The 22,689-nt window shown below is 35.9% G+C and carries 17 protein-coding genes; 15 read left to right on the forward strand and 2 right to left on the reverse strand.

Annotated elements, in window-relative coordinates:
- Nucleotides 1–36 precede the first annotated feature (36 nt).
- The 9 genes from BM146_RS06930 (at nt 37) to BM146_RS06970 (ending at nt 11,061) form a co-directional block, all read left to right on the forward strand.
- On the forward strand, nt 37–1,620 hold the full coding sequence (locus tag BM146_RS06930) for an AAA family ATPase (RefSeq protein ID WP_074886371.1): 1,584 nt from the start codon (nt 37–39) through the stop codon (nt 1,618–1,620).
- A 366-nt stretch (nt 1,621–1,986) separates the two neighbouring features.
- Nucleotides 1,987–2,415 carry a hypothetical protein gene (locus tag BM146_RS06935; protein WP_143087440.1) on the forward strand — a complete coding sequence of 143 codons (429 nt, stop codon included), beginning with the start codon at nt 1,987–1,989 and terminating at the stop codon, nt 2,413–2,415.
- Between the two features lie 15 nt (nt 2,416–2,430).
- Complete coding sequence (locus BM146_RS06940; RefSeq protein ID WP_074886378.1) at nt 2,431–3,525, forward strand: glycosyltransferase; 1,095 nt, start codon at nt 2,431–2,433, stop codon at nt 3,523–3,525.
- Between the two features lie 10 nt (nt 3,526–3,535).
- Nucleotides 3,536–4,741: a CDP-glycerol glycerophosphotransferase family protein gene (locus BM146_RS06945; protein WP_074886381.1), complete on the forward strand. Its 1,206-nt coding sequence runs from the start codon at nt 3,536–3,538 to the stop codon at nt 4,739–4,741.
- Nucleotides 4,738–5,463 (forward strand): IspD/TarI family cytidylyltransferase, encoded by a 726-nt coding sequence (locus BM146_RS06950; protein ID WP_074886384.1) that lies wholly within the window; start codon nt 4,738–4,740, stop codon nt 5,461–5,463. Before BM146_RS06945 ends, BM146_RS06950 begins: the two co-directional genes overlap by 4 nt.
- Nucleotides 5,464–5,498: 35 nt before the next feature.
- Entirely contained in the window at nt 5,499–6,563 is a 1,065-nt protein-coding gene (locus BM146_RS06955) for an NAD-dependent epimerase/dehydratase family protein (RefSeq protein WP_083413437.1), read from the forward strand.
- Between the two features lie 193 nt (nt 6,564–6,756).
- The gene (locus tag BM146_RS06960) at nt 6,757–8,445 is read left to right on the forward strand and encodes a hypothetical protein (protein ID WP_143087441.1); all 1,689 of its coding nucleotides are present in this window, start codon (nt 6,757–6,759) and stop codon (nt 8,443–8,445) included.
- Nucleotides 8,446–8,460: 15 nt separating this feature from the next.
- The gene (locus BM146_RS06965; protein ID WP_074886390.1) at nt 8,461–9,609 is read left to right on the forward strand and encodes a polysaccharide pyruvyl transferase family protein; all 1,149 of its coding nucleotides are present in this window, start codon (nt 8,461–8,463) and stop codon (nt 9,607–9,609) included.
- A gap of 3 nt (nt 9,610–9,612) precedes the next feature.
- The gene (locus BM146_RS06970) at nt 9,613–11,061 is read left to right on the forward strand and encodes a lipopolysaccharide biosynthesis protein (RefSeq protein ID WP_074886393.1); all 1,449 of its coding nucleotides are present in this window, start codon (nt 9,613–9,615) and stop codon (nt 11,059–11,061) included.
- 116 nt (nt 11,062–11,177) lie between these two features.
- Here BM146_RS06970 and BM146_RS19415 read toward each other — a convergent pair whose 3' ends face one another.
- Nucleotides 11,178–11,600 (reverse strand): hypothetical protein, encoded by a 423-nt coding sequence (locus tag BM146_RS19415; RefSeq protein WP_074886396.1) that lies wholly within the window; start codon nt 11,598–11,600, stop codon nt 11,178–11,180.
- Nucleotides 11,601–11,687: 87 nt separating this feature from the next.
- Between BM146_RS19415 and BM146_RS06980 the strand changes: the two genes are divergently transcribed.
- Entirely contained in the window at nt 11,688–12,593 is a 906-nt protein-coding gene (locus tag BM146_RS06980) for a tetratricopeptide repeat protein (RefSeq protein WP_207649903.1), read from the forward strand.
- Between the two features lie 165 nt (nt 12,594–12,758).
- Here the strand turns inward: BM146_RS06980 and BM146_RS06985 are convergent, their stop codons facing one another.
- Nucleotides 12,759–14,321, reverse strand: a complete 1,563-nt coding sequence (locus BM146_RS06985) for a hypothetical protein (protein ID WP_207649904.1) — start codon at nt 14,319–14,321, stop codon at nt 12,759–12,761.
- A 79-nt stretch (nt 14,322–14,400) separates the two neighbouring features.
- Between BM146_RS06985 and BM146_RS06990 the strand changes: the two genes are divergently transcribed.
- From BM146_RS06990 to BM146_RS07010, 5 genes are all read left to right on the forward strand, one after another.
- Complete coding sequence (locus tag BM146_RS06990; protein ID WP_074886403.1) at nt 14,401–17,175, forward strand: hypothetical protein; 2,775 nt, start codon at nt 14,401–14,403, stop codon at nt 17,173–17,175.
- 6 nt (nt 17,176–17,181) lie between these two features.
- Complete coding sequence (locus BM146_RS06995; RefSeq protein ID WP_074886406.1) at nt 17,182–19,188, forward strand: hypothetical protein; 2,007 nt, start codon at nt 17,182–17,184, stop codon at nt 19,186–19,188.
- Nucleotides 19,189–19,303: 115 nt separating this feature from the next.
- A complete protein-coding gene (locus BM146_RS07000) occupies nt 19,304–20,002 on the forward strand; it encodes a LytR/AlgR family response regulator transcription factor (protein WP_074886409.1) in 699 nt (232 codons plus the stop codon).
- 26 nt (nt 20,003–20,028) lie between these two features.
- Nucleotides 20,029–21,339 carry an ATP-binding protein gene (locus BM146_RS07005; protein WP_074886412.1) on the forward strand — a complete coding sequence of 437 codons (1,311 nt, stop codon included), beginning with the start codon at nt 20,029–20,031 and terminating at the stop codon, nt 21,337–21,339.
- Nucleotides 21,336–22,463 carry a GGDEF domain-containing protein gene (locus BM146_RS07010; protein ID WP_074886416.1) on the forward strand — a complete coding sequence of 376 codons (1,128 nt, stop codon included), beginning with the start codon at nt 21,336–21,338 and terminating at the stop codon, nt 22,461–22,463. The genes BM146_RS07005 and BM146_RS07010 overlap by 4 nt, the downstream gene beginning before the upstream one ends.
- Nucleotides 22,464–22,689: the final 226 nt, after the last annotated feature.

Raw genomic sequence — 22,689 nt, forward strand, 5'->3', positions numbered from 1 at the left:
TTTTTGCGAATAATAGTAACTCTAATGGAGGCTTGAATGGGAATATATCTCAATCCCGGAAACAGTGGATTTAAAAGGATACTTGGGTCTGAATATATTGATAAAACAGGGATAATTGCCAAGATAAACGATACCATTGATACTCCTAAAAATCTTATAAGTATCAGTAGGGCAAGAAGATTTGGAAAGTCATATACTGCACAGATGTTATGCGCATATTATGATATTACATGCGATTCCAAAGAACTGTTTGATGGTTTGGATATATCAGGCTATGGGTCATACGGTGATTATTTAAATAAATATGATGTGATATACCTTGATATGACAGGCATTATTGGCGAGACAGATTTTAATGACATTGTGCCTTATATTAAAAGGAATATTACCTCGGAGATAATCGAGAAGTATCCTGATGTCAAGGCAGAAGAGGGATTTGTCGGCACATTGGTCAATATGGTGACCGAGAACAACAGAAAGCTGATAATGATCATTGATGAATGGGATGCTCCTATAAGAGAAGCAAAAGATGATGAAAAAGTTCAAAAAGAATATTTGGACTTTTTGAGGAGTTTATTTAAAAACAGTGGAACTACCTCAAGAATATTTGCAGCAGCATATATGACAGGAATTCTTCCGATAAAGAAAGATGGCTCAGAATCAGCTCTTTCGGATTTTAATGAATATACTATGATCAAACCGCGCCAGTTTGGCGAGTATGTTGGCTTTACAGAAGCAGAAGTCAGGCATCTGTGTGATAAACATAACGTAGATGTTGAAAAGATGAAGAAGTGGTATGATGGTTATTCTTTTGCAAATGTTGGTTCGGTTTATAATCCAAATTCTGTGATGCAGGCAATAGATAATGAAGACTTTGATTCTTATTGGACTGAAACCTCTGCTGCTGAGAATTTGATGGATTACATTACAAAGGATTTTTCCGGATTATCTAAGACTATAGCAGAATTGATTGCAGGGATAGATGTTCCGGTTGATACAAATGGATTTGCCAATGACCTTACTACTTTCCGAAATAGTGATGATGTACTGACTTTAATGATACATCTAGGTTATGTGGCATATGATTCTGAGAAAAAAACAGTACACATACCTAACGAGGAGATTAGAAGAGAATTTTCGAAGACCGTTAAAGTGGCTTCACATAATGAAACAATCAGAAGGTTAAAAGAGAGTGAGCAACTTATAACGGACACTATCCATATGAATGAAGAGGCTGTTGCTGCTCATATTGAGAAGATTCACTCAGAAGAAACAGCGCCTATTCATTATAATAGCGAAAATAGCCTGCGGAGCGTTATAAAACTGGCGTATTATACCTATCGTGATTACTATGTGCAGTGGGAAGAACTGCCTGCCGGAGTAGGATATGCTGACGTGGTGTATTTGCCGAAAAAAGATTCAATGTTTCCTGCTCTTGTGATTGAACTTAAATGGAATAAAGATGCTGACACTGCAATTAAACAGATCCATGATAGAAAATATCCTGAGGCATTAAAAGGTTTTTGCGGAGAAGTTATATTGGTGGGTGTAAACTACGATAAGGATGCAGAGCCGGGGAAAAGAAAACATAGTTGTAAGATAGAAAAAATAACGTTATAAGAAAAAAATTGTGATATATGACACCTGTCATCGGTAGTTAATAGCTGCTGATGGCAGGTGTTTTTTTATATCATAGGAAATTGCTTCCTATGATATAAAAAATCGCTCCGCTAAGGAAGCGCACTCGCGCGATTGGAAGATGTTGCATAAATGCAACCGCGCTCGGCGCGAGAATGTCGCAAGCGACATTCTTTTTTACAAAGACTGGTAATGCAAGGAAGGGATATCGTTGATATTCTATTGAACGTGAACGGTATTAAGAGTATACTTATATAGTAAAAGTTAATTAGAAATATACAGAGCGTTAGCACATAGCAAAGAGGGGGAGATAATTGCTTGTGTTTGAATTTTTTGTTGGTGAAAACTGTGGGGGATAAAAAGAAACTTCTTGTAACTGCATCTACTTTTCCAAGGTGGGAAAACGACACTGAACCAAGGTTTGTACTGGATTTGAGCAAGGCGTTGACAGAGTATTTTGATGTAACTTGTCTTGTACCTGCTTGTCCTGAAGCAAAAGATTCGGAAGTATTAGAAGGTGTCAAAGTTCTCCGATATCACTATTTTCCTATACATAAATTTGAAACATTATGTTATCCAGGAGCTATTGTTCCGAGGATTAAGCAGAATAAGGCAAGAGCAACACTGCTTGCAAAAGTGATAAACGAAACAATTGGAGAAAATATGAATCAAATGATAATCATAAGAATAAATATAGTCGGCGCAGTACCCTCTTTGAAATGCGGTAACCATGTGAAATTAAGACCGATTTCTTGCTGTGCAGCTTTAGGGCTATGAAAGTGAGGTACGTATATGGAGAAAAAACCGGTCATATCCGCAGTGCACGATTATTACAATTGTGATGAGCAACAGTGTAAGGGAGAATCTGCCAAAAAGGTCATGGTCTCGGTAGTCGTTGCTATATACAACATGGAAAATTATTTAGAGCATTGTATTGAATCTGTGCTTCAACAGACCTACACGAATTATGAGGTTCTTTTGGTTAACGACGGAAGTACAGATTCTTCAGAGGCGATAATAGATAAATACAGAAAAAAATACCCAACTAAGTTAAAAAAAATATGTAAGCAAAACGGAGGTTTGTCATCAGCAAGGAATGCCGCCCTTAAGCAGGTTGAGGGAAAGTATTTAACATTTTTGGATGCAGATGATTATTATAGCAACGACTATTTAGAGAGATTGGTAAATGAAGCAGAGCAGAAGAACCTTGATGTACTGTGCAGCGGGCAATATAAAGTTACGAAAACCGGAAAAATAGTTAATACAATTAAATTCAAAGTAATAAATGGAAAGTGTTCAAGGCTGCGTCTTAATATTTCAGGGAAACTTTATAAGACAGATTATATACTGCAAAAAGGAATATTCTTTCCGGAAGGAAAAACTTATGAAGATAATTCTTTTAATCTACAGGCGATATTTTTAACTGATAGAGTGGGATTTTTGGAGTATGAAGGCTATTTTCAATTGGTGCACGAAGGAAGTATTACTTCAAAAAGAATAGATCCGGATAGTTTACCTTTTGACGAGTGGAATGATGTTGCAAAGAGAATAGCACAAGCAAGAGTGATAGGTGTAGACACAGACCTTTTTTTCTTTACATTTATCAGTTTTCTTACGTATTTCCTATTGGTTAGAAATAGAAAAAGGGAGTATTTGGACAACAAAGAGAATAACTGTAATTTTGAGGCATTAGACAAAATAACATCAAACATCGAATCAATTGTAAATGCAAATTGCCATGGTTATTTGCGTAATAAATACATTGGTTTATTTTCGCACAAAGAAATTCCAATTTGGCAAAAAATAGGGACAGTTGTCTTTTATCTTTTTTGTACTGGAAAATGTTTGAATCAGTTGGTCAAATTGACTTATATAATTCTCAGATAAGGAAATTGTAATGAGTATAGTAAGTTATGTAAGAAAAAAGGCATCTTCAAGTTCATTATTTGAAAAAATGGTTTTCGTAGCATATGTGATAAGAGAAAAGATGATTACCATCTACTTTTATATGATGAAGAAGTATCCATTGCAAAATAAAATCGTATTTTGCTCAATGAAGGGAGACAGATATAGTGACAATCCTTTGTATATTAGCAACTATATTGTGAATTCAGGTTATGACTATGAAATTGTCTGGCTCTTCAATAAAAATGTGGAGGTTGAGCTTCCTACAAAAGTCAGGAGAGTAAGAAATGACAGTTTAAAAGCATATAAAGAATTGGCAACAGCTAAAGTCTGGGTGGACTCCAATATGAAGTACACTGGATTTCTTAAGAGACAAGAACAATTATATATTCAAACGTGGCATGGTAGTTATGGGCTAAAAAAAATTGGCTATGACTTAGGCAAAATTCCATTGGTGGATATGCGCACGGTGCCATATAATATGAAATCTATTGATTTAATGCCTGTAAACAGCATAAGGACAGCAGATATATACAGACGAGCATTTGGATATAAAGGCAATTTTATGTATTGTGGAAGCCCTAAAAATGACATCTTTTTTAAATCAAAAAAAGAGTCAATTCAGCTTGTAAAAAAATATTTTAAATGTGAAGGAAAAAAAATTGCTTTGTACGCCCCTACATTCAGGCGTAGTTATTCAACTGAATTTATGAAGTTGGATTATAAGAAAATTCTGTGGCAGATTTCAAATAAGTTTGGCGGTGAATGGGTGATTTTAAACAGGGTTCATTACAAAAATCTTAATGACTATGCGTTTTCAGAGGAAAAAGATGTGCTGGATGCTTCTCAATATAATTATATGCAAAATCTTTTGATGGCAGCAGAAATTTTAATTACAGATTATTCAAGTTGTATGTTTGATTTCATAACTGTTCCAAAGCCATGCTTTATTTATGCACCGGATCTTATAGAATATGAAAACAGCTGGGGGAATTATTTCAGGATGAGTGAATTACCATTCCCATTAGCGCAATCAAATGATGAACTTATTGATAATATCAAGAAATTTGAACTAGCTGAATACGTTACAAAGGTCAAGCAACTTCATGAACAGGTAGGGTTGTGTGAAACAGGGCATGCATCGGAAAAAGTTGCTGATTATATTATTAATTTTATCGAAACAGGAAAAAGAAAATGAACATAGCAGTTATATTTGCCGGAGGTGTAGGTCACAGGATGCATACAAAAGAGCTGCCAAAGCAGTTCCTTGAAGTATATGGCAAGCCGGTCATTATACACACCTTAGAGAAATTTGAGCAGCATAATGAGGTTGATGCAATAGTCATAGCATGCGTAAAAGAGTGGATTCCATACCTCAACAACCTTATCACGGATTATCACCTTCAAAAGGCTAAGAGTGTTGTGGTGGGCGGAAAGACAGGACAGGAATCCATTTATAATGGTCTTGTTGCAGCGAAGGCGATTGCTTATGAAAAGGCAGTAGTCCTTATCCACGACGGCGTCCGCCCTTTTATTACCCCGGAACTTATCTCAGATAACATTGCTTCCGTGAAAAAGCATGGCTCAGCAATAACAACTTCAAAGGTTACCGAAACGATCCTCGTGGTAAATGGTGAGTCCTCAATAGATGAAGTTCCGGACAGAAATAACTCCAGACTTGCAAAAGCTCCACAGAGTTTCTATTTGGATGACATCCTGAAGGCTCACGAAACAGCAAGATCAGAAAAACGCAACGATTTTATCGATAGCTGCTCACTGATGCAGCACTATGGCTATAAATTACATCTTGTCGATGGACCCATTGAAAACATAAAGGTCACAACCCCGCAGGATATTTTCACAATGCGATCAGTATTCGAAGCCAGAGAAATATTAAAGATGCAGGAACAGGCAGAATGATATTATACAAAAATAAAATAGGAAAAAATTAAGAGATGATACCACTTACTATAGATTCATTTGAAGAGATAGTTAATACAGTTTGCAATACGGATTTTATTGAATGGGAGAAATTCAAGGGAAAGACATTCTTTATAACTGGTGCAACCGGACTTATAGGCTATACCCTGATAAGATCGCTGATTTATACTTCTCGAAAAAGAAATCTTGATATAAAAATTATTGCTCTTGTAAGGGATGAACAAAGAGCAAGAGAGAGATTTTCTGGTTTTGAGTATTCTGATGAAAATTTGAAATTTTTTGAAGGAAACGTTGAGAAACTTCCTTATATAGACAATTCAATAAATATTGACTACATAGTGCATGGTGCAAGTAAGACAGCCAGTATGTCCTTTGTAAATGAACCTGTAGAAACGATAGAGACAGCAGTACTCGGAACTATTAATATTCTAAGACTTGCTAAAGAAAAAAATATTTCTGGAATGGTTTACCTTTCGAGTATGGAAGTTTATGGATATCCGCAAAAAGGGCATAAAGTTAGAGAAAGTGATATAGGTGCATTGAGTCCTCAGGATCTTCGAAACAGTTATCCAATCAGCAAGATTCAGTGTGAAAGCCTTTGTAAATCATACTCTTCAGAATATAATCTCCCGGTAATGATTGCAAGATTGACTCAGACCTTTGGCCCCGGAGTTAATTACGACGACGGAAGAATATTTGCATACTTTGGAAGATGCGTGGTAGAGCATAAAAATATTATCCTCAAAACTAAGGGAGAGACAGAAAGAAGTTACCTCTATACCTCGGATGCCGTAACAGCAATATTAACATTGCTCCAAAAAGGAACTACCGGCGAGTCATACAATATTGCTGATGAAAAAACATATTGCTCCATAGCTCAGATGGCGGAAGAAATTGCTAAAGAAAATGGAATTTTAGTTGAATATGAAGCTAGTGAGTTACTTCGTAAAAATGGATATCCTGACACAATTTATATGGATCTTGACACCTCTAAAACCTTGAAAACAGGCTGGTTCCCACAATTTAGGGGGGGAACAAGCTTAATGCTACGAAATATGATAGTTGCTTTTGAAAAATAAATAGTTTCTTATACAAAATATAAAATATACCAGGAGATATATTTTGAATCGGTTCAATAGAAAAACGATCCTGTTCTTATCCAAGAGCAGAGGAGTTCAGTGCTTTATAGTGTTCATTGCTTGTTTTTTTATGCAGGCAATTTATTATTTTAAACGTAATAATATATCAATTATACGTGACAGAGTTGGAGATTTGGCTACACCTACATACTTAGCAGGGTTGGATTGGATGGATTTGATTTCCCAATCGAATTATTATGGCTATGGGATGAAGTGGCTTTTTTTTCCGGCTTTTATGATTACATCTGACCCTGTTATAATTTTTATTATTTTTATTTTGGCTTATATTGTGTTGATTTCGCTTGTTTATGCTTTTTTTTACGGAAAAGTAGCTGATGATTGTGTGGATTCATATACTAATGTCGGACTAATGATTATGCTTCCGATAGTTTCTTGTATTTGTTCGTATCATTCAATGTCGTCGGAACCCACTTTATATCTTGCGATGGGAATTTTAATGTTGATTATATATGATCTTCTCAAAGCAACAGGGTACAAATATAAGGCTTTGAGCTTTTTCTGCGCTTTTTGGTTATGCTATATGCTTTCATTACATGAGAGATGTTTGGTGGTAATAGCAGCATTTATGTGCGCTATGTTATTTGACAGATTCATCAGTAAAAGGTGGTTTGTAGACCTTAAGCTCTTTATAGCGTCTTTTTTAATTAATTATGCACTTAAAAAGATTATTACAAGTCACATCATTTCAATTTTTTGGAATAAACCGGATTTGGCAAATACGACAGCAGTTCCAAAATATTTTCCATCATGGATATTTCAAAGTAAAGAAGGATTGTTATTGTTTTTTGGATGTGTATTTGCTAATTTTTTCTGCCTTTTTATTAAAACTTTTGGAATAGGAATACTATCTGCGATAATTATAATCAAAATTATATCCTGTTTATTAAAGAATAGTATTGATCAGTTAAATTATGAAAAAAATCGTATATGGTTTGTTCTATTTACTGTTTCAATGTTATCAATAGTTTTCACAATTGGTGGATTGTGTCTCAAGTGTCGAAATGTATTGGTGGCGGGGGAACCATATTCATATAAAAATTATACTTATGTAAGATATTATTTTTCATGGGTTCCTGTACTGATGATATCAACTTGGGTTCTTTATAATTCGGTGTTTAAGAAAGCAGAGCGCAAGCAGGTTATAGTAATCATTCTTGGGGGATATGGAATTATTGCAAAATGGTTTTATGCGGTGATGTTACCGATCTTGGAAAAAGCTAACGCAGCCTCATTAGATGTGGATACCGGGAAAAATTTTAGATTTTACCTTGCCGGAATTTTTACAAATACAAATATTTTTAAGATGAGTGAATATCATCAAAACTTTCTTTATAGTTTCTTAGTATCTGTAATCATCCTTTTGATTATTGTAATCATGAATAATGAGAAGAAGCTTATAGGACTTTTTTTGGCTTTTTTTATAATGCTTTATAATCAAACATCTGGTTTTAATATATCTCTGCCGCAGTTTTATAGCTCGCAAGATGCTTTTTATAAATGCATAAGCTATATTGAAAACAATGTTAATATCTCAAAGGATGTTTATTGCCCCGAGGGAGTGCCAACAGTACTATTTACTCTTCAGTATATGATCAATAGATATTCTGTACATAACTCTTATCCTATTGATGCTGAGGAAAATACGATAGCTATAACTTGGTCCGATTCAGATGATTACGAAATGTGGCTGAAGGATAATGGCTATGTTTGCGTTGAACTTGAAAAAAATAAATTTATCTGGACGAGGAGTGAAGAAGTGTTAAATAAGATTAATGAATTCATGGAATTATATGATGCATAATCATGGAGAAGAGTGATGAACGTTCTGATTTTAGGGCTAGAAACATTGAATAATATGGGTGAAAAATTCATCATAGAGTGTACAAAATATATTTTAAAAGATGCGAAATATGATTATGAAGTTTGTGATTTTGAACCCCAAATGACACTTTACAAAAAACTGATTTATTTTTTTCTTATCGCTGTGTCAAAAACCATAAATAATATTGAATATTCTGCCAAAATTGAATATCTTGCGGTTATTTTTAGATGTAGAAAAAAATACATACAACATATAAAAAAAAGTGACAAAATCGTTGTGGCGGCCGGTAGCATTAAGTATTCAACGCAGCATTTATGGGCGTATTATTGCCTTGCTATTAATATCGCAGAGAAATTTAATAAAGATGTTATGTTTGATGCGGCGAATATCCAAAAGTATTGTGATGCTGATTGGCGGTGCAGGTATCTTGCCAGACATCTAAAATCAAAAAATGTAAAAGTTATTACTACCAGGAGTGGAAGGGCTGGCTTAGAAAGAATTGAAAATGAGTACAAATTACCACTACATCAAGTACATGGCGCGGTTGGAGATATTGCGTACTGGCTACCGGATTTATATGATATTCGGTCTGTTCCCAAGACAGAAATCGTTGGAATAAATCTCATTTCAGGAAATACATATATACGGTATGGGGGCAGTATTTCTCAAGAAAAACTATTGGATGTATATACAGAATTACTTTTAATGTTGGAAACAGCCGGCATAAAATGGGAATTATTTACCAATGGACTTCCAGCAGATTTTGAATTTGGTAAGCGGTTGATTAAAAAAGTTAGCATGAATTCTCAAATTTATGTTCCTTCTACTGCAAGACAACTTGCAGAAAAAATAAAATCGTATAATTTGATTTTTGGGGCACGATTACATGCATGCATATGTGCATATGTGTTTGATGTGCCTGTAGTTGGTATGGTATGGGATGAGAAAATGTCTGAGTTTGCCGCTGTGGCTGGAATATCCGATTTGTTTTTGTCTGAGGAAAATATAACAGCTGAAAACATATTTTGTCATATCAAAGACCTTTATCAAAATGGTTACTCATACGATGTTGAAAAAAGAAATGATTACAAATACAAGACAAGGAAATATATAATTGATTACCTAAAAAATACAGAAAATTGAAGCATGATTAATAGATTGATTGATAAATACAAAAGAATTTCACTTGTTGCCAAAGCTACAATATGGTTTACAATCACAAATATTCTCCAAAAAGGGCTTCTGTTTCTTTCAACACCAATTTATACAAGACTCATGTCCCCTTCCGAGTATGGAAGGTATAGTATTATCCTTTCATGGCTCGAAATCTTTGAAATTATAGCTACTTTTCGTATTGGATGGGGAGGATATGTTGTCGGACTTACCAAATTTAAGGATGATAGGGACAGATACACTTCTTCCATGCAAATGCTCAGCATTATAATCACATCTGCTTTCCTTTTTATCTATGTAATTTCCAGAGATGTGGTTAACACCATGACGAATTTGGACACGCGGACAACTTTGGTGATATTTGGAATAATATATGCCTTGCCTGCGATTCAGTTTTGGCTTGTAAGAGGTCGTGTAGAGTATAAGTATATAAAAGTCTTTATACTTGCTACATTATCAAGTGTCATCGTAATAAGCGCAGGTACTATTGCAGCTGTTATTTCGGGTACGAAGGATTTTGCGGTTGTTTTTGCAAGATTTGTTGTTCAGGGATCCTTTGCAATATATCTTATTTGGGCAAATTGTCATAAGAGGTTTACTGTTTACCACAAAGACTATTGGAAAAGAGCTTTAAGCTTTAATGTTCCACTACTACCGTATTATCTATCTATGGTTATTCTTCATAGTTCTGACAGAATAATTATCGGAAATCTATGTGGCACTTCGTTTGCAGCAATATACAGTGCTGCATATACCTTGTCTTCGTGTATGCAGATTTTTAACCAGTCTTTTACGCAGACAATCCAACCACTCATGTATAAGAGCATGAGAGAAGAGAATGTCGAGAAGATTCCAAGTATTATCAGTGCGTCATTATCAATCATCATTGGTTTGAACTGTTTATTGGTTTTAGTGGCACCTGAATTAATAAGAATTGTTGCACCATCAGAGTATGCTGATGCTATTTGGATAATTCCTCCATTATGTGCCAGTGTTGTAGTTATGTATATATACCAACAGTTTGTGAATGTTGAATTCTATTTTGAGGAAAGCAGATTAATTGCAATAGCATCTATTGGCGCAGCGTGCCTTAATGTTTATCTGAATTATATGTTCATACCTATATATGGGTATTTTGCGGCTGGATATACAACACTTGCTAGTTACATGATTTTTGCTGCTTGTCACTATTGTTTTATGAAAATTGTTGTTAAGAAAAATAATTATTCGGAAAAACTTGTGCCTGTGAAGAATATGATTTTATTGCTGGTGATATATACTGCAGTGACTGCTGTTGCAGCAATTGGATATGAATTTTGTATTATAAGAGTTGCACTTGTTCTTGCAATTTTAATTGTTGGTTTTTGTTTTAGAAGTGGAGTAATTGGGATGTTTTCGGAACTGGTACATATAAAAAAGTGAAAGACAAGCAATATGACGGTAAAAATGAAAAAAGTCCCGGAGCACTCTTTTGCAGTAGGGCACTTGCTCCGAGACACTTTCGCTGTTTTTAATTATTGTACTATGGCAAATAAATATCAAGATTTGTTTTGCTCTTCAAGTGCAGCTATCCGCGCTATGAGATTAGTAATTGTAGCGTTCTTATCAGCAATGGTAGCGTCCTTATCAGCAATGATGGCATTGAGTTCTTTTCTGGCTTTTATTTCGCCAGCGGCGTACGAGGTGGCAAGCTGCTCGCGGTATCTGCGGCGGCCTTCCATCAGTTCTTTTGCATGAGTATCTGCATTTACTTCATAAATCAAGTTGCCCACCTCCTCTATAATCACATTTCCGTCTGCAAGAGCTTTGAACTCTTCCCAGGTTTTGACTTTGAATAGTTTTGCCCAGTAGACGAGGTCATTGTCGATATCTTCTTTCGTTGCTTTATCTACGTGGTTTAATTGTAGTACGTTTATACCAAAATCTGTAGAGTAGGGCTTATGATTTTCACTTAAAAACAAATTGATATATTGTGTAGCATCGCCACTGTTTCTATGATATTCTCATATTTGTAAATGAACTTAAAATACTATATGGGAGCTAAAAATATGAGCAGAGAAACAGAAAAAATGTTTAAGGGATTACATGAGTTTATGGCGAAAAATATTTCTGAAGATATGAGTGAGGAAGATATGAAAAAAATGGTTGACGAGTATATGAGTAATCAAATAGGTGCTCCCATGAATGAGTTAACTGAGAAAAATGCTCAGACTTCGGATGATTTTTTGGAATTAGCTATGGATGCTGAAAATGAGGCGACAGCATTAAAATATGCTAAAAAAGCTTTAAAGCTTGATCCCGACAATCTTGATGCAGAGGCTATGATTGCTGATATTACATCTGAAAATGATTTTGATTATTATAAAAAGCTAAAAAGGATTGTTGAGCACGGGAATAAAGTTATTGAAAAGAAAGGTTTTTTAGAGGATGTCGGTCATTTCTGGGGCGTTGTAGAGACAAGACCGTATATGCGAGTGAGGCATAGTTATATTGAATCTTTGATTGCGTGCAGAATGATGACACATGCAATAAATGAATGTGAAGATATGCTGAGGTTGTCTGAAAATGATAATCTTGGAATCAGGTATATACTTATGCACTTATATGCTTATGTAGAGGATGAGACTAAGGCGTTAGAACTTCATAAAAGATATGAAGGTAATGATGAAACGCAAATGCTTTTGCCTCTTGCCATGATTTATTTTAAACTTGAAAAGTGGGAGCAGGCTGAAAAGTATTTGAAGAAACTGTCAAAAGCTAATAAGGATACCAAAAAGTTTATTAAAGCTGTACTGACTGATTCTTTGGACAGAGAAGCTCAAAAAATGAATTCATTTGGTTATGCACCATTTTCAATTGAAGAGTTCGTTACGGAGTTTGCAGAGAATTCATATCTTTTCAGGGCCGAATATAATTTCTTTATATGGGCCGATGGAGTACTTAAGAGTAAGTGATAAAAAGGAAGCAGAGACCGCTATACACTACGTTTTCCTAATGATGAAGTCAAGTATGGTTTTCTTGAGAGCTTATTACCTTCTTTTGTGAGTAAAGCGACTTCAGGTAAGAGAAAACTTGTAGGCTGGGAAGTTAGGAAAAATGGATGATGGGGTATTTTGCCATCATCCATTTTTTAAATAGTAAATCGCATATTTGGTGACGCCAAAGAAGTCAACTTTATAAATGATGCCACAATAGCTAACAGCGTAAATGTATAGAAAGCAGCAGAGTATGACAAATGTACACAGCCTGTAGTTGCCAGAGTGTGAGAGAATCAGAATGGTTATGAATATGATAAAAGAGATAACGCACGCTACTATAAGCGCATGAGGAAGATTTGTTATTACATCCTGCGTAGTCATTATGTTACTGGTGTCAAAGCAATAATTCATTGACATCAGGGAATGAACATAGGAGTCAACTCCTTCCATTGCGGGGGCAATCTTCAAAGAGAAGAATACAGAAAAGAAAACATAGGCTGCGATGGAAAAGAGCTTGACACCTGAAAGTAGTTTTTTCCTGTTCATGTACATATAATACAATCCCATAAACATTAGAACCGGATACATGCTCTCTAAGTACCTTCCAAACACAAGATGATCACAGCGCTCTACTGCTGTACCATTCCAATATTGGACAGCAGTCTGGAAAAAGAACAAGAGGCCAAGCAGAAAGGCTCCGCAAAATGAGAGTATGCTCCATAGTGAGAGTATAGAGAACAGCTCTTTTTTTCTGTCATTTAAGTGGATATCACTTACGACATTTACATCTTTAAAAAATAAAAATCTATTTATACAGGAAATCCCTGTAATAAGTCCAAGCATAGTTATTCCCAGTCCTGATACACATACATTCATCATCCATCCACTAAACGACATCCAAAAGACTTGCTGCCCTAAAAATGAAAAGAGTTCTTTATAAAGTTGAGGACTTAAAAATGCATCAAGCAGGTTGTGGGCTGGTTTTACTCCAAGGTACACATATTCACGAAGCAGATAGTTGCAGAATCTGTCTGTAAGAAGCGATGCGACGAAGCTGACACAGAAGGGAACTTTCAAGATCAGAGATTTTCCGGCAGATACTCTGATCAATATAAGTGTCATAATGGTCGCTAATACGAGGATTATTCCTCTTTGATGGCAAATAAATGCAGATACACAAACAAAACCAAGAGCAAAACTAAGGATCTTTTTCTTTTCAGGTGTGTCTTTTATTGATTTAAGTTCAAAAAGTAAATAGATAGTAATCCATGGAATCAGGAAAAGAGCGGGTTCTGCCCAAGTGTATTTTGTATATAAAAGAACTGATGGCATCATACCACAAATTACAGATAAGTAAAAAGAAATCTCTTTTCCAAATGAAAAATGTTTATGAGATACTTTATAGATCAGGACAGGTATAAAAGCGTCCAGTACACTGTTTTCCACAAGCAGGAGCTTATACCTTAAGAGCGGATTTTTTATGAAAAGAAAAGCCGGCAGATAAAGGATGGACATACCATATTTATAAAAAAATCCATCTGCGGCCAAAAAAGCACTCCAGTCATAGCCTGCAATGTAAGCGGCAGCACCCATGGTTCCAAGAGCATCTTCTACAGGAGGTGCTGATAGGAAAAGAGTCGGAAAGGCTGATGTGATAAATGAAATTAAGTATAATATGAGTTCCATGAGGTAATTATAGTACATTTTGCGTTGAAACGATAATATAAATATCTTAAAATAGTAAATGTATATATAAAATATACAGAAAAGGTTTAAACATCCCATGGACAGATCAAATTCAGAAAAGATAAAAGAAGTCATCTCTAAAATCAGATCAAAAATAACGGACAAAGGATTCCGCCAAAGATTCATAAAAAGGATAAATCCTCCACCAGCTGAAAAAGCAGATTATCTGGTTGAGTATTTCTTTAGAATTCTATTATTTTTATTTCCACTTTTTATTTATGAACAAAATGCAATCATTGGCATATCTTATAAGGATATACTTTTTTGCATGTTCATTATCATTATGTCCCTCTGGTGTGGAATAGTATTGCTTAGAACTGACAGCATAAGAAGAATGTTTAATAAAAAGACCACTATGTTGTTTACAGGAGGTTTTGTTCTGATTCTTGTATGCTTTGGTAAGCAGTTATATTCGATTAGCAGTGAAGTACCTCATACATTCCTGTACATTGGTGGATATCTTTTGGTATTCTGTGCTTCATTTTCAGGGAAAGGGAGCAGATATTTATTGCAGCTTGCGCTTGCATCGCAGGTACTCGTACTGATAAGCGCATACAGATACATCATAACGGCTACTTCTACACTTATCGGTGCGGAAATACTTCTTAAAAATACTGATAAACTGATTCCTGCAATCATTCTTGAATGTAGCATCAGCGCTTTTTTGTATGTTATAGAGGAAAAGGAGAAAAATCAAAAAGTATACCTGGCAATATTGACAGCAGGAGAAGTTATCTTGTTTCTCTATGGTAATATGGTGGCATTTGTTATTTTGTTTTTTTATATTTTAATGCTCCAGTTTTTGCGACTTCCAACAGCAGATTTTATGAAAAAAAATATGATTCTTCTTTTTCTATATGGATTTGCTGCATCTAATGCACCTCTTTTATCATATTTCAATTTGCCGGGACTGAATAAGGAGTTTGACCTTGAATACAGTATTTATATTGATATTGCAATTGCCGTTCTTGGACTGGTTATAACAAGTTACTGGGAACATATTCCCAAGAATCACGATGAGAAAAATACAGTGCTTGTTATTTTTTCTAAATGGTATAAAAGAGGTATCATTTTTGCGGTTGTAATATTGATGGTTTGTTTTGTCTTTGGCGGAAGAGGTGACAAGCTTTCAAATGCTATTGGAGGTAAAGCTCTGTCCGGCCTTTCAACGTCTCTTTGGAAATCTGTAAGTAAGACCAATGGGGAACTGTGGCATGTTCTTAAAGTTTACGGACTTATCGGAGTGTTTTTAATGCTCATTTTTGGCGCGGTTGTTCTTATAAGTCTCATCAATATGTTAAAAGAAGAGAATACTTCGGAAATACAGAAGGCATACATATATATATCAATATTGTTTCTGATCCAGAGTTTCTTCTTCCCATTCTCTTCTACTTCAACTCCTATATATTTGATCATTATGGGCTTGGCTATCAAGGAAGATATGAATGAAACCGTGGTGAAAAAAGATATTGAATATGACTCAGTAACTGATTGTATCAACCTTAATGATGAATTTGCATATAAGAAACGTGAACTTGAGAAGGAAAAAGAACTACAGCTTATATGGATTCCACAAGCAACCGCAAAGATTTTGAATCAGGCTCACGAAAACATAACTGATGAAATATTGTTTAAAAAAAATGCTGAAGTCAGAAAAGAAAAAGAGAATACACTGGCGAGAAAGTTTTTTTCAGTACTTCCTTTTGGAGTGGCATCTGCACTGGTTGCAGCTTTTCTTGTGATGTTGGTATTTCTTTTATACAGACTGTTTATGCCTGTAGGTAACAGTGGAGAAGTCGAGTCTATGGTAGCCGTTGCCAAGGAGCATCGCGATGATATGCTGCTGGCACAGACCATTTCTGAAACGGATGATGGTGCGATCAGTACAGAGGAAATATCTGCAAATGCTGTGGAATCTGAAGGTGAAGGAAACATAGCATTATCAGAGGCTGACAATAAAGAGGCCACAGACAATGCCAGTAAGCTTAAAACAAATGCAGGTGGTGAAAATGTCGAAAATGATACAGAAAAATCCGAGTTAAACGATGAGTCAGAAGAAAAACTGGAAGAGGCTGAAAAAATCGATGATTCACAGATTCAGCCGGGTATAAGTCATGGCGTATACACCATCTATGATCCTAATGCTGCATATAGTGCGGTAGATGAGATTGTTACCGGTAAAAACAGGGTGGTGAATCTGCGTACAAAGCCTTCTGTTACAGATGATGCAGAGGTGATTCATGCATTGCTTGAAGGTGAAAAAGTTCACAGAACAGCTGTGGGACAGAATGGCTGGTCAAAGGTTGAGTTTGGAGGTAGAACTCTTTATGCGGTATCGAATTTCCTTGAAGTGGTAACTGAGGAGGTACAGAGCGAAGAAAACACTGAGCAGGAAAACATCAATGAGAACGCAGAGGATGAATTAGAAGCAGAGGAGCCTATAGAAGAAGCGCCAGAAGCTACAGAAGAATCTGCTAAAGCCGAGCAGGCAAAAAATGCTGCGGAGAAGGCTAAAAAGCCGGTTTCATACTCTGTGCAGTGGTCACAGGATAATAAAAACTGCTCAATATGGAGTGCCGGCGTTCTTCAAGGAAAAATGTCTGTCAGCGATAAGGATGGCAAAACGCTCTCCATAACTTACTATGGAACATATTATCAGGGAAGCGGAAATAATCAGAAGGAGTATTTCTACATCTCTGTTCCTGTGAAGGATGGAAGCTACACTGTAAATGTTGATCAGGGCTTTGTTGATGCCATCAAGGCTATGGGCTATGAAGGATTATATATAAATAAAAGAATACAAAATTGGTAAGCTGATATGGATAAAAGGGAAAATAATTCTTATTTTTTATTATTTGGAAAGAATAAAACAACAGCTGCAACAATGCTGTTAATAGCGGTTGTCTGTATATTTCTACTGGTGTTTTGTTGTGGAATATATATCATTTTTAAGCCCTATACTATCACGATGGACCTAAATGATGGTACAGATACTGTTTTAGTAGAAAACTATAATTTAAACTCCGGCAATATCAATATTGGTATTCCCGTGAGAGAAGGCTACAGATTTACAGGATGGACAGGTTCAAACGGAACAAAACCTCAAAGAAAAGTTATGGTTGGGAATGGGGGACTTGGGGATTTGTCTTATAAAGCAAATTGGACAAATAAACTGCATGTATCCTGTCAGGACTGGCTTGTGGATGCAGAAGGCAATCTGATAAAAGAGATCACTTCTGAAGTTGATAAGTTTCTTAAAGACGGAAAAAGCAATAAAAAATATAAAGTGCAGGAGAGAACCATCGAAGTAAAAGCCGGTGAAAAGATAAATGCCACTAAATGGGGGAGTGATAAGTCATACAAGGCGTACAGTGACAAGTATATGTACATTGGTTCGTCAGGAGATATTAAGCTTAAAGATGATGAAACTATTGTCTACAGGTATTTTTATCCTGTACTTGATGTTAACTATCTTTTGGATGATAAAAAGCCATCACAGTTAGAAATAGCTGACAGCACTATTGCGCGCTTTGACCTTTATGTAGATGGCAAAAGGGCTGCAAAGGATGTCTCTGACTATTGCAAGGCTGTTCCCTACGGATCTGAATATGAGATTGTTATAAAAGCTGTCAATCCGGAGTATGAGTATGTGGAAACAGGGACAGATGCAGGGCTTATGCCTGATTCAAGAAACAATATAGATATTTCTTTTATAACAAGACAGGGAGAGCTTGAAGTAAATTGTGAAGACTGGATCATTGATTCAGAAGGCAAAAAGATAGCTGAGATCACTGATCAAATTGACTCATATCTTAAATCAGGTAAGAGCAGCCAAAAGTACGTTCTTCAGAGTAGAACAATGCTGCTAAATGAAGGGGATGTGGTATCCGGCGCTGATTGGGGCGCGGATGAGTCTGTTGGAGCATATCATAGCAGTTATGTTTATGTCGGCGCTTCAGAGCAGGTTAGGGTAAAAAATAAAAAGACAACCGTATACAGATTCTTTTACCCGGTTCTCAAGATAGGTGCTGAATATAATGGTAAAACTAAGGATAACTCTAAGGGAATCGCCAGATTCAATGTACATGTTGATGGAGAAATTGTTGCTGAAAATGTAACAGCCTTTAAGCGAGGAATTCCCTATAATTCTTCCTACAGAGTTGAAATATGTGGTTATGATGACTACTCCTATGTTTATAAATCAGGTTATTCCGATGAAGGAAAAATGGGAAAATATGGAAGGACGACTTATCTTAGTTTTATTCAAAGAATTGGTGATGGATATGTGATTCTGGAAGACTGGCTTGTGGACGCGGATGATAACAGAATCAGAGAGATTACAGATGAGGTGGACAATTATCTTTTGGGTTCAGAAAATTTAGGAAATCACAAACAGAAAAAGAGAATAATACCTGCATATATTGGAACAACTATAGATGCATCATTGTTTGGTAATGACGAGGCATATAAGGCATATCACACTGATTATGTATATGCAGGAAGCTCAGGCAATGTCGAAGTATCTGAGGCAGGAACAAAGATTTATAGGTATTTTTACCCTGTGCTTGATGTGAATGCAGAAATAAATGATAAGTCTAAGGTAAATGCCAATAAAGTGGCAACATTTTCTGTATTTGTTAACGGAAAAGCTGTAAGATTATGGACTTCTGACTATTGTGCAGGAGTACCATGCGGTGCAGCATATGAGATAAGACAGATTCATACAATGAACGGATATGAGTATATTGATGATGGCAGTAGTGTTGGACAAATGGGGGATGAGAGAACACAAATAAGTCTTAAGTTTGAAAAGACGAAAAATTAGCACAAATCGAATGATAGACTGATAGAAACATTAATAGAAAATGCCTTGATCATATGGGCATTTTCTTTTTGTCTTTTTATCTTGTATAATTGTCCATATACAGGAGTTTGAGACGATGATCAATATAGCAATTGTTGAAGATGAAGATTCATATGCATCACAGTTAACTGAATTTATTAATCAGTATCAGTCCGAGAGCGGCAGGTCTTTCAGAGTTACCCGATTCAGAGATGGCGATGAGATCACCAACGGGTATAAGGGGCAGTTTGATATCATACTCATGGACATAGAGATGAAGCTGATGGATGGGATGACTGCGGCAGAAGAGATCAGAAAGCTTGATCAGGAAGTGGTCATTATGTTTATTACAAATATGACTAACTATGCCATAAGAGGGTATCAGGTGGACGCTCTTGACTATGTCCTTAAGCCTGTGAGCTATTTTGCTTTTTCCCAGAAGCTTGGAAGAGCAATAGCCAGAATGAAAAAAGGAAGTTCCAAGACAATTTCTATTGAGCTTCCTTCCGGAATAAAGAAGCTTGATATTGATAATGTCTTTTACATAGAAAGTGAAGGGCATAATCTAGTATTTTATACAAGCGGCGGAGAATTTAAGATAAGAGCAAAAATAGGAGATTTTGAAAATCAGCTCTCTCCTTATAATTTTTTTAGGTCCAATAAAGGTTATCTTGTTAATCTTAAATACGTGGATGGAGTTGAAAATGGCTGCTGCATCATTGCTGGTAAGCAGCTTCTTATAAGCAGAGCAAGGAAAAATGATTTTATGACTGCTTTAACAGAGTTCATGTCATGAAATCATTAGAAATATGAGGAACAGATATGGAAAATATCTATCAAGACATCCCGAGGATATACACGGCACTTGCCGAATGGCTTGCGTGTATGGTTTATTGTCTTGTTCTAAAAAGAAAAATAAAAAATGAGTTATTTATGATGTATTCCGTTATCGCGCTTGTTATTCAGAGCGTATTTCTGGTGTATACCAAAAATCTCCCTGTTGTTTTTTGGATTCCATGTATGCTTGTAGCTGTGGCATTTATGTATGTTTTTATGTACTTAAGCTGTGACAGCAACGTGAATGTGATTGGATATTACTGTGCCAGAGCATTTTTGCTTGCGGAGTTAGCAGCATCTTTGGAATGGCAGCTCGCATGTTTCTTTTTGCTGAAAACAGATTCCCAAATAATTCAAATGCTTATTTTGACTGCGGTTTACGCTCTTGTTTTTACTTGGGCTCATTATATGGAGATAAGTATTATCAGGGGTATTTCGCAGTTTGAAGTTAACTACCATGAGCTCTTGGCAGCTGTAGCTATTGCTGCTGCGGTATTTGCATTTAGTAATCTTAGCTTTATTGTTCAGAATACTCCGTTTTCTGCCGGGGTTACAGCAGATGTTTTTTACATCAGGACACTTGTTGATATAGCCGGCATAATGATACTATATGTTTATCAGAGCAGAATATGTGAGCTTCTTGCAGAAAAAGAGCTGAGAAATATTCATGCCATGCTTAAGGCTCAGTACGATAAATACAGAGGTTATCAGACAACTTTTGATATGATAAATATGAAGTATCATGATTTGAAACATCAGATAGCCGGATTAAGAGCTGAAATGAGTGACGAGGAGAGAACTCAGTGGATTGACTCTTTGGAGCAGGAACTCGAGTCTTTTAGCCCGGAAATGCAGACCGGAAACAGTGTTTTGGATACACTAATAGCAGGTAAAATGATGAACTGCAGAGCCAATAAAATTAAACTGACATGTGTGGCTGATGGAAATATTCTGGATTTTATGCATGTTTCTGACATTTGTACTATCTTTGGTAATGCGCTGGATAATGCTATAGAAAGTGTATCCCTTATAGATGATCCTGAAAAGAGGCTCATCCATCTGGCTATTTCACCAAAAAAGAGTTTTGTTCTGATCCAGATAAACAATTATTGTGAAAATAATATAGAGATGAAAAATGGATATCCTGTTACAACTAAGGCAGATAAAGGTAATCATGGCTTTGGCCTGAAAAGCATCAGGTATACAGTAGAAAAATACAACGGAACTTTGAATTTTGACCTGAATGATAATTGGTTTGAAGTCAAAATGCTTATTCCAATGAAAGGATTAGCATGAATATAGTTACAATACTGGTGGCAGATTATGTGGGCTTTATGCTTCTTGTGGCTCTCCTCATCAGTAGTCGCATAAGACGTTCTCAGGGGAATCTTGAACTGAAAGTTTACACTATTATCACTATACTTGCAATGATAGCTTGTATAGTAGACTTTTTTAGCTTTTTTGCTGATGGAAGATCAGGCTGTTTGTGGAAAGCGGTCAATCTTATTGGAAATACTTATTGTTTTGTAGTAAATCCTGTATTTATATCTGCCTGGTGTCTGTATGAAGATTTGAAGCTTTATAAAAGTATATCAAGGGTAAAAAGAATCTACAGGTATGCATTTATTCCTGCACTTATCCTTGTTATCGCAGCAATTACAAATATGTTCTTTCCCATAATTTTTTACCTTGACGAAATGAATGTTTATCACAGACTTCCGCTGAGTTATGCATTTTATTTTGTGGATTTGTGTTATCTGCTTCATAGCGGTGCAGTTTTGAAAAAATATGAGAAACAGTACGGGAAAATCAGCTTTTTTCCACTGTATCTGATGGCTGTTCCGGTGGTGCTTGGCTGCGCGCTGCAAATGATGTTTTATGGAGTATCGCTTATATGGGTTTCGATTGCTGTTGGATTAACGTCCATATATATGTCACTTCAGAATGAATTTTCTTATCTTGATACTCTGACAAACCTTTATAATAGAGCGTACCTTGATTACAAGATGGAATCGATGTTAAAAGAAAAGAATCCCAAAGTCGGAGCTATTATGATCGACGTAGATTATTTCAAAAGTATCAATGATACATACGGACATTCTACGGGAGATGAAGCTCTTATTGATGTTGCCAGAGTTATCATTTTTAGCAAACCTGATAAGGCTATAGCAACACGTTTTGCCGGAGATGAATTTATTCTGCTTGTAAATAATACCAGTGACGATGAAATGAAGAAGATAGTGGATAATATAAGGGATGAACTTAAAATGTTCAATGAAACTGAGAATCGTCCTTATAAATTATCATTATCTCTGGGCTATACTTTATTTGATTTGGACAAAGACACAACTGATACCTTCTTTAAACGCATGGATGACAATATGTACATTGAGAAAAATCAGAAACATGGCACAAGATAGATAATTGAAGGAATGACTGCCTCTTATATCTTGGGATTTATGTAATGACAGCTTGTGAAAGGGTATGTTTCATGAGGATGCTTTTGAGAACGTCAGTACTTATGTGGCGTATTTTGCCACATTAGTACTGCTACGTTCGAAATAGAGCGAAAGCGTCATCCTCATGGAACATACCCGTCACAAGCCTACATGCAGTTCATGACAAAAATCGTACCGTTTATGACAA

Source organism: Butyrivibrio proteoclasticus, assembly GCF_900115735.1.
GTDB classification, from domain to species: domain Bacteria; phylum Bacillota; class Clostridia; order Lachnospirales; family Lachnospiraceae; genus Butyrivibrio; species Butyrivibrio proteoclasticus_B.